The 12,534-nt window shown below is 45.1% G+C and carries 12 protein-coding genes; 5 read left to right on the top strand and 7 right to left on the bottom strand.

Features of this window, described 5'->3' with window-relative positions; all coding sequences use genetic code 11:
* Window positions 1–91 precede the first annotated feature (91 nt).
* Window positions 92–2,557 (top strand): acyl-CoA dehydrogenase FadE, encoded by a 2,466-nt coding sequence (gene fadE, locus OCU36_RS09950; protein WP_261837860.1) that lies wholly within the window; start codon window positions 92–94, stop codon window positions 2,555–2,557.
* 148 nt (window positions 2,558–2,705) lie between these two features.
* Here fadE and OCU36_RS09955 read toward each other — a convergent pair whose 3' ends face one another.
* A complete protein-coding gene (locus tag OCU36_RS09955) occupies window positions 2,706–3,953 on the bottom strand; it encodes a TIGR03503 family protein (protein ID WP_261837861.1) in 1,248 nt (415 codons plus the stop codon).
* A gap of 9 nt (window positions 3,954–3,962) precedes the next feature.
* On the bottom strand, window positions 3,963–4,748 hold the full coding sequence (gene dnaQ / locus OCU36_RS09960) for a DNA polymerase III subunit epsilon (protein ID WP_261837862.1): 786 nt from the start codon (window positions 4,746–4,748) through the stop codon (window positions 3,963–3,965).
* Window positions 4,749–4,804: 56 nt separating this feature from the next.
* Between dnaQ and rnhA the strand changes: the two genes are divergently transcribed.
* Window positions 4,805–5,269: a ribonuclease HI gene (gene rnhA / locus OCU36_RS09965; RefSeq protein WP_261837863.1), complete on the top strand. Its 465-nt coding sequence runs from the start codon at window positions 4,805–4,807 to the stop codon at window positions 5,267–5,269.
* A 59-nt stretch (window positions 5,270–5,328) separates the two neighbouring features.
* Here rnhA and OCU36_RS09970 read toward each other — a convergent pair whose 3' ends face one another.
* Window positions 5,329–6,111: a class I SAM-dependent methyltransferase gene (locus tag OCU36_RS09970; protein ID WP_261837864.1), complete on the bottom strand. Its 783-nt coding sequence runs from the start codon at window positions 6,109–6,111 to the stop codon at window positions 5,329–5,331.
* 54 nt (window positions 6,112–6,165) lie between these two features.
* Between OCU36_RS09970 and gloB the strand changes: the two genes are divergently transcribed.
* From gloB to OCU36_RS09985, 3 genes are all read left to right on the top strand, one after another.
* Entirely contained in the window at window positions 6,166–6,924 is a 759-nt protein-coding gene (gene gloB / locus OCU36_RS09975; RefSeq protein ID WP_261837865.1) for a hydroxyacylglutathione hydrolase, read from the top strand.
* Between the two features lie 70 nt (window positions 6,925–6,994).
* Window positions 6,995–8,563, top strand: coding sequence for a LysM peptidoglycan-binding domain-containing protein (locus OCU36_RS09980; RefSeq protein WP_261837866.1), 1,569 nt, complete (start codon window positions 6,995–6,997; stop codon window positions 8,561–8,563).
* Entirely contained in the window at window positions 8,560–9,246 is a 687-nt protein-coding gene (locus OCU36_RS09985; RefSeq protein WP_261837867.1) for a YIP1 family protein, read from the top strand. The genes OCU36_RS09980 and OCU36_RS09985 overlap by 4 nt, the downstream gene beginning before the upstream one ends.
* Before the next feature lie 81 nt (window positions 9,247–9,327).
* Here OCU36_RS09985 and OCU36_RS09990 read toward each other — a convergent pair whose 3' ends face one another.
* From OCU36_RS09990 to tilS, 4 genes are all read right to left on the bottom strand, one after another.
* Window positions 9,328–10,170: an endonuclease/exonuclease/phosphatase family protein gene (locus OCU36_RS09990; RefSeq protein WP_261837868.1), complete on the bottom strand. Its 843-nt coding sequence runs from the start codon at window positions 10,168–10,170 to the stop codon at window positions 9,328–9,330.
* 59 nt (window positions 10,171–10,229) lie between these two features.
* Complete coding sequence (glnB, locus tag OCU36_RS09995; protein ID WP_261837869.1) at window positions 10,230–10,568, bottom strand: nitrogen regulatory protein P-II; 339 nt, start codon at window positions 10,566–10,568, stop codon at window positions 10,230–10,232.
* A 130-nt stretch (window positions 10,569–10,698) separates the two neighbouring features.
* The gene (locus tag OCU36_RS10000) at window positions 10,699–11,010 is read right to left on the bottom strand and encodes a c-type cytochrome (RefSeq protein WP_261837870.1); all 312 of its coding nucleotides are present in this window, start codon (window positions 11,008–11,010) and stop codon (window positions 10,699–10,701) included.
* 58 nt (window positions 11,011–11,068) lie between these two features.
* Complete coding sequence (gene tilS / locus OCU36_RS10005; RefSeq protein ID WP_261837871.1) at window positions 11,069–12,409, bottom strand: tRNA lysidine(34) synthetase TilS; 1,341 nt, start codon at window positions 12,407–12,409, stop codon at window positions 11,069–11,071.
* Window positions 12,410–12,534 lie beyond the last annotated feature (125 nt).

The raw sequence follows: 12,534 nt of genomic DNA on the forward strand, positions 1-12,534 counted from the left end.
ACAAATATTTAATATTCCGTTTACACTTGACTGGTTAGACCTCTTACCTAAACTTAATAACAATAAGTGATCTCTGAAAAGGAAATCGATCATGAACATATTGCTCCCCCTACTCGGCATGACAGCCATCTTAGGTGTTTGCCTTTACCATAGAGTTAGTCTGATACGGGCGTTAGTTGTATTAACTGGCACGATGGTGGCCTTAACACTGCTCGATGGCGTGGCGGTTACTGGTTGGCTCTGTTACCTACTCACGGTTGCGATTTTTGCAGTCCCTACCGTTCGTCAGACCTTAATCAGTCACAAAGCACTTTCTGTCTTTAAGAAAGTTCTGCCGGCGATGTCTCAAACCGAAAAAGAAGCGTTAGAAGCTGGCACCGTATGGTGGGAAGCAGAGCTGTTTAAAGGCAAGCCTGAGTGGAAGAAACTTCAGAACATCGCTGACCCAAAGCTCTCTAATGCTGAGCAAGCTTTTCTCGATGGTCCGGTGAATGAAGTGTGTAAAATGGTCAATGATTACCAAGTAACACACGAGCTTGCTGACTTACCACCAGAAGTATGGCAATACCTGAAAGACCATAAATTCTTCGCCATGATCATCAAGAAAAAATACGGTGGTTTAGAATTCTCGGCTTACGCTCAATCTTTAGTTTTACAGAAGCTAACGGGCGTTTCTAGTGTATTGTCATCAACCGTTGGTGTACCTAACTCGTTAGGCCCCGGTGAACTATTACAGCACTACGGTACAGAAGAACAAAGAAACCATTACCTACCCCGTTTAGCGGAAGGTAAAGAGATCCCTTGTTTCGCTTTAACTAGCCCAGAAGCCGGCTCTGATGCCGGATCTATCCCTGATTACGGCATAGTATGTAAAGGGCAATGGCAAGGAGAAGAAGTACTTGGTATGCGTTTAACATGGAATAAACGTTATATCACTCTTGCGCCTGTCGCGACTGTATTAGGCTTAGCTTTTAAACTGCGCGACCCCGATGGTCTACTGGGTGACAAACAAGATCTGGGTATTACTTGTGCGTTAATTCCAACAGATTTAACCGGCGTTGAGATTGGCAATCGCCACTTTCCACTTAACGTTCCGTTCCAAAACGGCCCAACCCAAGGTAACGATCTCTTCGTCCCTATTGACTTCATCATTGGTGGCCAGAAAATGGCAGGTCAAGGTTGGCGCATGTTGGTTGAATGCCTGTCCGTTGGGCGGGGTATCACACTGCCTTCAAACTCAACCGGAGGCATTAAATCGGCTGCGCTGGCAACCGGTGCTTATGCGCGTATTCGTCGCCAGTTCAAACAACCGATTGGTCGTATGGAAGGGGTTGAAGAGCCACTTGCCCGCTTAGCAGGTAACGCTTATGTAATGGACGCTGCAAGTAACCTAACCGTTGCGGGTATCGACCTTGGCGAAAAGCCTTCGGTTATCTCTGCCATCGTTAAGTACCACTGTACCCACCGTGGCCAACGCAGCATCATCGACGCTATGGATATCGTCGGCGGTAAAGGCATTTGTTTGGGTCCTTCGAACTTCCTCGCTCGTGGCTACCAAGGTTCGCCTATCGCGATTACGGTTGAAGGCGCAAACATCCTAACTCGTTCAATGATCATCTATGGTCAAGGTGCGATTCGTTGTCACCCTTATGTACTTAACGAAATGGAAGCCGCTTACTCTGAAAGCAGTGATGCGCTTGATAAGTTTGATGCAGCGTTAGCAGGACACGTTAGCTTTACTTTGAGCAACCTAGTTCGCAGTTTGTGGTTCGGTATCACTGATGGTCGAGGATCAGATGCACCAACATCATCAAATAAAAGCGATCAGCAAACGCAGCGTTACTACCAACAGCTCAACCGATACAGTGCTAACCTCGCACTGCTTTCTGACATCTCGATGGCCGTGTTGGGTGGTTCATTGAAACGCAGAGAACGTCTATCAGCAAGACTGGGCGATATCCTGAGCCAACTGTATTTAGGTTCAGCAACGTTGAAGCGCTTTGAAAGCGAAGGCAGCCACGCTGAAGATCTACCGTTAGTCCATTGGGGTATGCAAGATAGCTTACGTCAGACTGAAGTGGCGATTGATGAATTCTTAGCCAACTTCCCTAATCCCGTGATTGGTCGCCTGCTTCGTGTTGTGCTTATGCCATTTGGCCGCATCCGTCGTGCCCCCAACGACAAACTGGATAGCCAAGTCGCACACATTATTCAAACACCGAGTGAAACACGTTCACGTATCGGCCGCGGTCAATACTTAGAAGCCACCGAATACAACCCTGTCGGCAAGATTGAAAAAGCACTCGAAGTGATTCTTCAAGCAGAACCACTGTTCGAAAAAGTCTGCAAAGAGACACATCAAAAACGCGCCTTCTTACGACTTGATCTTGTCGCTCAATTGGGACTTGAAAAAGGTATCTTAACGCAAGAAGAGGCAAACCTTCTGATTAGTGCTGAGGAGCATAGACTGTATACGATTAACGTGGATGATTTCTCACCAGAGGAGCTTGCAGCAAAGTCGCAGTACCCAGACCAATCGATTGATAACGTAGCCTAACATCGATAATCAAAACCAAAGTTAGACAGGTCGCAGAAAAACCAAAGGGACTCTCATGAGTCCCTTTTTTGTTAGCAGCTAAGCGAATCGCGCAGACATTCATGCTGTTGATGCGTTAGCACCGTGACACATCCATAACCTTTAAAACCTACTTTGGCGCATTAAGCTGCATCTCAGGTTGCGCTTGTTTCTTGGCTTTTACTTTACGAATCACAAACCAGATCAATAAACCCAATACAATCGCGGTAACATTGCCGACAACAATAATGATGATACTGCGCAGTCTTTCATGCTCACGCTCCTGAAGAATTCTCAATTCAGCGGCAATACGCTTCTGTTCTGCTAGAGCTTCTTCTTGAAGGCGGCGAGACTCAGCTAAATCAAGATCTTCAACAACACTGTACGATTGCTCTGTTATCGGAAAAATCAGTGGACGCTGGCTTGATGCATCCGTGGCATAGACCATCGCCGACCAGTTATAATCACCCAATTCACCAGTGTAAGGCGCCACTAAAGACACTTGCAGTGCATCGTCTTCCGGTTGACCTTGGATGTACGTCACATACTCATCAGGGGCTTGATGTTCAACATGAACAGCCAAAGAATTCGGCGCGATCATGCCATGCTCGCCAGAGACAACAATAGTATGAGGAGTTCCCGCTTTACGAGACTGAACAAAAGTAGCTGTGATTGGGGTTGGGTACACTAAGACTTGTTGTTCTTGCGCCCTCAAAAAAACACCATTACCCGAAGTAATACGAACTCGGTACTTACCCGGTTCCACATCAATCGGTAACGACACCGTAAACACGCCATCTCCAGCTTGTTCGTCAAAACCGGCACCGTCATCGGCAAACTCGCCTAACACAACAGGCACTGGGCGCGCTTCTTTCACTAAAGAAGCTTCATTTTCGACAAACTTGGTAAACGTCACCTTGAGTTTCACGCGGTCTAGAAAATCACGCAGTACCAGAGGTTTACCATCCGAAGTCAAACGAGCAGTAAACTTAATCTGCTCCGTTTGATACAACTTATTAGGAAACTCATCGGCGTCTAAAACAAGGTGAGACAAGAGCTTAATATGGTTTTTAGGTGAAACTTCGCCTACCGCTTGCCAAGGACCAGGCATCGGCTTGTCGATAGAGATAATGTCCATCGACGATTCTTGATACCAACGAACATTATCGGCATTGCGACTAGAGTAATATTTTTTACCGTCGGGACGAACCAATACGACAGGTTTAGAGTTATCGGTTCGATAAATCACAAAAGTAACTTGATCAATACTGGGGTCTACTCGAAATCGGTTGTCCAACAAACTCATTACGGACTCTGTCGCCGCATGTAAGCCAAAGCTTAGCAGCAATAAGTAACCGGTAGCCAATACCCTAAACATACTTTCTCCCTACAAACGCCAAAGGCAGCTTCCGCTGTTCTCGACGAGATCTAAACGACGTTGATGCGCCTCTACTTCATCGGCCGTAGCTCGTAAAACCTTTAGGGGTTTCCGACCACTTTCTACTCTTCGTATACTCTCGGCTTCACCTTCCTTTTGATCAGCGTTAAATTGCAGCGAAGTTTGTCCCCCCGTCATCAATAGGTAGACGTCAGCTAGGATCTCCGCATCGAGCAATGCACCGTGGAGGGTACGATGTGAATTATCGATACCATAACGTTCACATAATATATCTAGGTTATTTCTTTTCCCCGGAAATATCTTTTTCGCCATCGCCAAGGTATCGGTAACGTTACAGTAATCCTCTGTTTTACCAATGGCAGGGTTGAGTTTTTCAAACTCATAATCCATAAAGCCCGTATCGAAGGGGGCGTTATGGGCCACTAACTCTGCGCCTTTAATAAAATCAAGAAATTCGTTGTGGATCTCTCGGTATTCCGGTTTATCCACCAAGAATTCATCGGTAATACCGTGAACGCCAATGGCTTCTTCTTGAATCGCACGATCGGGCTTGATGTAGACGTGGAAGTGACGCCCAGTCAGCCTACGGTTGATGATTTCTACAGCACCAATTTCAACAATACGATGACCCATATAGTGAGGGCCACCTTCAGTATTCATACCGGTAGTTTCGGTATCGAGTACGATGATGCGCTTATTTTCGCGCGAACTGTTTTTTTCGTTCGCACGAGTTTGCTCGCTAGAGCGTCGTTCTGGAGTTCTGCTGGTATTCATAAGGATAACTGTGTCAGACTATGCCGATAATGTGCTTGAGGTAATAGTATCAAATCATGACGAAACAAGTTGAAATTTTCACTGATGGTTCTTGTTTAGGCAACCCCGGTCCTGGCGGCTACGGGATTGTCCTCCGCTACAAAAAAGTCGAGAAGACGCTATCCGGAGGCTTCACCCTAACAACCAACAATCGAATGGAAATGCTTGCCGCCGTCATCGCACTGCAAACTCTTAAAGAACCTTGCTCTGTGATTCTGACAACCGATAGCCAATACGTGCGTCAAGGCATCACACAGTGGATCCACAACTGGAAAAAACGCGACTGGAAAACAGCCGATAAGAAACCGGTGAAAAACGCCGACCTTTGGCAAAGGTTGGATAAAGAAACCGCGCGCCATAATGTTGATTGGCGCTGGGTAAAAGGACATGCAGGGCACAGAGAAAATGAGATGTGTGATGAGCTTGCAAGAACTGCAGCTGAAAACCCCACTCAAGCAGATACCGGCTACCAACCGAGCTAACGATCTTTTTAAAATGAGATGCCACGGCCTTAAGCAGAGACCAAAATGAGAAGCCGACCCTAGTCGGCTTTTTCGGTTTTTAAAGGGTATGTTGTTTTCTTGGAATGGACCGAGCAACGACTGTCGGTTCTAAAGCTAGCGCCAACCGGTGAAAAACGTCGTTTAAGATGCCAATGAGGCTTAATCGGTTTAAGTGGATAAGTTCGCTTACGAGCAACAATAAAATACTGACTTCCAGCAAAAGATGCACATCCACCTAAACTGTTCTCTAACCATGTCCAAATCGCTTGGTATTTACTCATTGGGACCAGCGCATAAGTATCACAATGAATCACTTCATAATTCAGTACACCTAACCAATCTTTTACTCGATTTGGTGTATACATACGCCCACTCCAAGGCAAAGCGTTTCTTCGCCAAGGCAGTAAACTGGCAAGTCCAGTAACACTAACAGGATTAAAACCCGTGATAATCATATAACCATCGTCTATCATGACTCGGTCGACTTCTCTCAATAACCTATGCGGGTCATTGCTATAGTCTAATTGATGGCTAAGCACCACAACATCAAAACTTTTCTCTAGAAAGGGCAAATTATAACCATCCGCAATCACATTATGTAATGGGTTCTGGATATCTAGGTTTACTTGATGTTGAATGTTACATGTGCAGCTAGAAATCTCACAACTGAGGCCTCCGAGCTTGAGCATATGGTAACCAAATAGTTTTGGGCACCACTCATCAAGTCGAGTTTGAATTGATTCTCTCAACCAGTCCCCATTGTGCAACTGTGCCCAAGTGTAAGGACGCTCAAACTGCTTTCTGCTACGTGCTGGCTTCATCAATAATCTATCTCACTTAATCTGTCTCACTAAAAAGTGACTGGAGATCCAATAATGTTACATATCAAAAGCATACCTGCATTTAACGACAATTACATCTGGCTGATTGAAAATAGCGATCGCCGTTGTGCTGTCGTCGACCCTGGTGATGCCGCTCCAGTATTAGAATACTTAGCACATCATGAGCTAACTTTAGATGCAATCTTGATTACACACCACCACCATGATCATATTGGGGGTGTTCCCGAGTTGGTAAGACAGCACCCAGGTGTTGATGTGGTGGGTCCAAAGAACGAGCCAATACCGACTCTGACTCATCCTGTCGACGATGGCGACCAATTAGAACTGTTCGGTGAAGTGTTTTTGGTCCTAGGGCTTAGTGGACACACCGCCGGTCATGTAGGCTATGTGGGGGACGCGAAACTATTTTGTGGCGATGTATTGTTTTCTGCGGGTTGCGGCCGGATCATGGAAGGCACACCACAACAAATGTTTGATGCACTTAATAAAATCACCGCACTCCCTCAAGAAACAGAAGTCTACTGCGCGCACGAGTATACCGCTGCCAATATCGCTTTTGCACTGGCCGTTGAGCCTGATAACCAACAGCTTCGCCAATATCGAGATCAAGTGAACCGACTCCGCGCTCAAAATAAGCCGACCTTACCCACGAATTTGAGACAAGAGAAATTTATTAACCCTTTCTTGCGTTATACCGAACCAAGTGTAGTAAAATCAGTGTCTAATCGTACTGAGCAGACCGATCCTTTATCTATCTTTACTGCTTTGCGTGTATGGAAGAATGAATTTTAACAAATACAAGCTTGTCACTCATAGGGAGAGGCAAGTATTATCAGCGACCGTTTATTAAAAAGGCTGTAACATGCGAGTTAAGTACAGCTGGGCTTTGGTATTACTACTTTCTGGTTGCCAATTAACTCAGTCAGAGAAACCAGACCAAGCTCCCGAGCAAACCAACACATCTCCTACTAAAGAAGTTTCTAAAGCTAACGCTTCACTAGAAGCCAAAGAACAACCAAAAGTTGAAGTTCCTATCGTTACCCCACAAACACAAGAAGATGTTTGGAAACGTATTGGGATGCAACTTAAAATGGAAGTACCCGACCAAAAGAAAGTCGATTACTACCGAACTTGGTATCTAAAGCACCCGAGTCATTTAAAAACCGTATCAAAACGTGCTGAACCTTTCCTCTATTTGATCACAACAAAGATTGAAGAAAGAGGTCTCCCTCTAGAATTGGCACTGTTACCCGTTGTTGAAAGCTCATTTGATGTGTTCGCATACTCTCACGGCAGCGCGGCTGGTCTATGGCAATTTATTTCAGGGACAGGTAAAGCGTATGGGCTAGAGCAGGATTTCTGGTATGACGGTCGTCGTGATGTGACGGCGTCAACCGATGCAGCACTCGACTTCCTATCCGATCTCAACCGACGCTTTGATGGCAATTGGAGCCATGCGATTGCAGCCTACAACAGTGGTGGCGGTCGAGTGAACAGCGCAATCCGCAAGAATAAGAAGCTGGGTAAGCCCATCGACTTCTTCTCTCTGGACTTGCCAAAAGAGACCAGCAGCTATGTACCTAAACTGCTGGCACTGGCTGATGTAATAGCCAACCAAGACAAATATGGCATTGAAATCCCTGCCATTCCTAACAAACCAGTCTTGACTCTCGTTGACCCTGAAGAGCAGCTTGATCTAGCGATTGCCGCGAACTACGCCGGTATTTCAGTGAAAGAGTTACAAAGCTATAACCCCGCTTATAATCAATGGGCAACGGCACCCAAAAAACATCAACGTCTATTACTTCCTTCAAACACAATTGATAAATTCAATAAACAAGTCGCTGCCAATAAAGGCAAGGGAATGAAGTTAGTACGTTACAAGATTCAGTCCGGTGACAGCATCAGTGTATTAGCAAGCAAATATAACACCACCAGCAAAGTGATTCGCTCGGCAAACGGTTTAAGCAACAACAATATTCGCATTGGTCAATACCTGCTCATTCCAACTTCCACCAAAGATGACAAAGCTTACGCGCTAAGCGCTTCAAACCGCCTAGCAAATACGCAATCAAAGAGTCGTGGTCAATATAAGCTAAACCATGTCGTAAAAAGTGGTGACAGCTTATGGACGATCGCTCGTGCAAACAAAGTCTCTCACCAATCATTGGCAAAGTGGAATGGAATAGGACCTCGCGACACACTGCATGTTGGCCAAAAACTGGTCATCTGGAAGAACGGTTCAGATGGTGCGATCATACGTACGATCTTCTATAGCGTAAGATCTGGTGACACCATCAGCGATATTGCAGCAAAGTTCAAAGTAAAAAGTGCAGATGTTGTAAAATGGAATACTTTACAGAACCATAAATACCTACAGCCCGGACAAAAACTGAAGCTGTATGTTGATGTAACTAAGGTAAGTGTATGAACCCGTCAAGTAACCCTCTCGTCATGCTGTTGGATATTTTTCGATCACCAACATCATGCTTCTTAGCACTGTATCAACGAAGTGCTTGGGGATGGCAACCCTACGTCGTATTAATGCTTAGTCCATTCTTATTTTGGGGCGCCTATTTTTCAAATGTCGATTTTGCATGGTTAAGTGCGGAATTATCGAAACAACTGGCTCAAACGAATCCTGACCAATTGGCGTTACTTGACAGCAATACTTTGCTCGCAAGTGAAATCATCAACGATGTACTGAGTCGTACGCTCAGCATCGTTCTATTGGCATTTTGGTTTAACCTAGCAACCAAACCAAGCCAACATAAGCATAATTTCTGGCGATGGTTTGCGGCCTCATCGGTTGTCATGTTTCCGGCAGTGTTAGGTGACATTGCAAGCTATGCAAGCCTAATACTCAAACACGGACAGGTAATGAACTATGCCGCTGATATCAACAGCTTAAACGGCTTAATTAAGTTACCATTAACCAATGATTGGTCGCAGTTTGCCAGCTCATTACCACTGCTATTACCATGGTACATCGTGCTCGGTTATGCCGCGGTATTAACGTGGACTGAGTTTGAACGCGGGCAAGCGCTTGTGATCTCAGGCTTACCATGGATTGGCTATTACCTCATCTGGGCACTCTATATTTTGATCTTCTAGACAGAATAAAGAAGGTGAGTGAGAATTCACTCGCCTTCTTTATCGACAGTCACTAGCGTACGAGCATCGAATAGCTTCTGACTATTGAGCCTGAAATGTCACTAGCATTGGGTTATGATCAGAAGCGTCCGTAATGGGCGTTTTTGCTTTTTCTAGATCTAATCCTCGATAAAACACATGGTCGAGCATCAACCCTGTTATAAACTGTGTTCGGTTATCAGGTGCAAAAGCGACTTCTGTCAAACCAACCTTTTCCAACGCCTCTTTCAATACCGCAAACCGAGCTTCACTCCAACTATTGAAATCCCCAGCAAAGATAACTGGACCACGGTACTTTTGCAGATTATTGGTTAAGCTCTCAAGCTGTTCTTCATAATCTTGTGTACCAAAGGTAAAGTTCACCGCATGAATATTGATGACCGCCAGTACTTCTCCATTGCTCAGCTGGTAACGAGACCATAGTGCGGATTTAGGCAGTCGCAGCCAAGGTTCTTCATGTGTATAAGCACAAGCTTCGAGCGGTGAATGCGTCGCCAAGTTAAGTACACCAGCACTTTCTTCAAAGGCTTCAAACGCATTCACATGAGTACTTTCCCACTGACCACTTGTCATCCATTGGCGAAGTTCTTGTGTCATGCTTGCTTCTTGCAGTAAGACTAAATCTTTTCCTGTCGACAGTTTATCCAACTCACTCTGCCAATGGCTGCGGTTTTGCTTGTAGATATTCCACACGGCAAGGCTTAATCCGTCGGACACATCAATCGCTTTCGGCGCTGGGTTCTGATAGCAACTATAAATATCATTGCTGGCATTATGAGAAAAAGTGATCAGGTTGGGTTTATTCGGGATCACAAAGATAATATGAAAACTAACAACAGCAAGTGTTATCAAAACTGCGATAACAATGATGATTTTCTTAAACATACAGCACTCTACCAGAAATAAAAAAGGAGCGATAAACGCTCCTTTTAAGGCAATAATTTTTATACGGCGTCTTCGTCTTCTTCGCCGGTACGAATACGGACCACACGTTCAACGTTAGTAATAAAGATCTTACCGTCACCAATTTTACCGGTTTGTGCCGTTTCGATAATGGTGTCAATACATTGATCGGCCACTTCGTCGGTCACAACGATTTCCAATTTCACTTTAGGTAAAAAGTCGACCATGTACTCTGCGCCTCGGTATAGCTCAGTATGACCTTTTTGACGTCCAAAGCCTTTAACTTCAGATACTGTCATACCCGTAATACCCACTTCTGCAAGTGCTTCACGTACATCATCAAGTTTGAATGGCTTGATAATGGCTTCAATCTTTTTCATGTTCATCCCTTAAACTGTGTGAATAACTTATTATCGGTTAGCTGTTATAAACATTCAATGAAAAAAGCCAGCGCTTTAAAACGCTGGCTTGAAACTTATCATATTGTTTAATCAGCGCTTTGAGAAGGTTTTACTTAAGGTTTGCGTAATAAGCGGCTAGATTCGCGATATCTTCGTCACTCAGCATTGAAGCTTGAGCCTGCATTACAGCAGCTAAGCCGCCACTACGTTGCTGATTTTTGTACGCGTTGATTGATGAAACGATGTATTGTTCGTTTTGTCCTTTCAGGTTTGGATAACCTGGTATCATCGCGATACCATCAGCACCATGACACGCCGCACAGATCGCGGCTTTAGCCTGACCGGCAACCACATCCCCCGCCAAAGCGTTACCACTCAATAGTCCAAGCCCAAGAACTAATCCTAGTGTAATTTTATTCATTTCATATTCCATTCATGATTTTTATTAATATGATGTTTAATTGTGACACAAACTTTTTTTACTTGCTCCACAGTGCTTCACAATCTTGACCTTCGTAGTTTTTATCTACGAATAAGCCTAAAACTGCGATCACTCGCTCATCATCCATTAATATTGGCGTTCTACGTCTTAGCCAACTTGGCACTTGGTACTCTTGAAAGAGCTTCTTGAGCTTTCGACTGTGGCCCCGCCCTACAGGGTGTGCCGACAATCCTTCAGGGTTAAAGATCACACGCAGTGACCCGCTAGTTTTGTTGAGACTAAAATATTGCCTATCACCATGGTGTGATACTCCTTCACTCGCCACTGAATTTAAGTGTAGCTCCCCTAAACCATCAGGCAGAACTAAACTCTGATCCATTGAGATACCACTTTGCCAGCTCGACAAGTCTGTGGCCTGTTTCACTAAATAGAGTTGGTGATTAAAACGTCGGACCTCGACATCATTCAACACCAGCTTAGGATTGGCGTCGGCCTGAGCACATGCCACCTCATCCCATAGAAGTTTGAGCTGCTTTTGGCTCGGCATTGGTTGATGACAAGAGCTGAACCACATTCTGAGTAATCGAGATCGCAACAAATCAGAATGTTGAGAGAGCACCTCAATACTCAAACTCTGCATCGTGCAATCCCCCAGCGCTTGCTGAAAGTGAGACTCTAATAACTCATCCAACAGTAACTCTTGCTCTGCACATAGCTGAGCGCTGCGACTGACCGACGCTCGGAAACTCGGCCAACGCTCAATCAGAGCGGGAGCAACCTGATGACGAATAAAATTCCGGTCAAAACGCAGATCTTGATTGCTCTCATCTTCCACCCAAGTTAACCCCATGCCTAAAGCTGTGGATTCAATCAGAGTGCGAGTGACTGACAGCAGTGGGCGAACCAAAAAAGCATCTCCAAACGGCATCACTTTCGCCATAGAAGAGAGGCCTTTAGGACCACTGCCACGCTTTAATGCCAATAAAAAGGTCTCTAGTTGGTCATCAATGTGTTGACCGGTAATGAGAACATCCCCTGGCCTAATATGTTGTTTGAAAACTTGGTACCTAGCATCTCGGGCTAGCTTTTCAATGCTCTCTCCACTGTTGGTATCTAACGAGACTCGTTCAATGAACAAGGGGACTGACAACGCCTCACACCATGTTTGGCACTGCTCTGCCCAGAGATTGGCATTTTGGCTAAGACCATGATGGACGTGTACCGCACAGCAATCAATGTGATTGGATTTCGCGTATTCGGTAGCCAATTCCAACAAAACTCGTGAATCGACACCACCACTGAAAGCGACAATCAACCGACAAGGCTTGAGCACGCTTTGGTGAAGTACAGATGTGAAAGTATCGATTAAGTGCGTCATGAGGCCAATAAACCAAGAGATAGTGTGTGAAAGGGGGGAATGTTTTAATAATAAAAAAGGGTTGGCACTGAGTCCAACCCTTTCATCATATTGTTACTTGAGCCTACCTTGCTTTAAAGCACGCT

This window comes from Vibrio artabrorum (assembly GCF_024347295.1).
GTDB lineage: Bacteria > Pseudomonadota > Gammaproteobacteria > Enterobacterales > Vibrionaceae > Vibrio > Vibrio artabrorum.

What these genes read in the sequence shown, in the direction of transcription:
- fadE (WP_261837860.1), top strand. Translation starts at nt 92, where the DNA reads ATGAACATATTGCTCCCCCTACTCGGCATGACAGCCATCTTAGGTGTT.
- OCU36_RS09955 (WP_261837861.1), bottom strand. Translation starts at nt 3,953, where the DNA reads ATGTTTAGGGTATTGGCTACCGGTTACTTATTGCTGCTAAGCTTTGGC.
- dnaQ (WP_261837862.1), bottom strand. Translation starts at nt 4,748, where the DNA reads ATGAATACCAGCAGAACTCCAGAACGACGCTCTAGCGAGCAAACTCGT.
- rnhA (WP_261837863.1), top strand. Translation starts at nt 4,805, where the DNA reads ATGACGAAACAAGTTGAAATTTTCACTGATGGTTCTTGTTTAGGCAAC.
- OCU36_RS09970 (WP_261837864.1), bottom strand. Translation starts at nt 6,111, where the DNA reads ATGAAGCCAGCACGTAGCAGAAAGCAGTTTGAGCGTCCTTACACTTGG.
- gloB (WP_261837865.1), top strand. Translation starts at nt 6,166, where the DNA reads ATGTTACATATCAAAAGCATACCTGCATTTAACGACAATTACATCTGG.
- OCU36_RS09980 (WP_261837866.1), top strand. Translation starts at nt 6,995, where the DNA reads ATGCGAGTTAAGTACAGCTGGGCTTTGGTATTACTACTTTCTGGTTGC.
- OCU36_RS09985 (WP_261837867.1), top strand. Translation starts at nt 8,560, where the DNA reads ATGAACCCGTCAAGTAACCCTCTCGTCATGCTGTTGGATATTTTTCGA.
- OCU36_RS09990 (WP_261837868.1), bottom strand. Translation starts at nt 10,170, where the DNA reads ATGTTTAAGAAAATCATCATTGTTATCGCAGTTTTGATAACACTTGCT.
- glnB (WP_261837869.1), bottom strand. Translation starts at nt 10,568, where the DNA reads ATGAAAAAGATTGAAGCCATTATCAAGCCATTCAAACTTGATGATGTA.
- OCU36_RS10000 (WP_261837870.1), bottom strand. Translation starts at nt 11,010, where the DNA reads ATGAATAAAATTACACTAGGATTAGTTCTTGGGCTTGGACTATTGAGT.
- tilS (WP_261837871.1), bottom strand. Translation starts at nt 12,409, where the DNA reads ATGACGCACTTAATCGATACTTTCACATCTGTACTTCACCAAAGCGTG.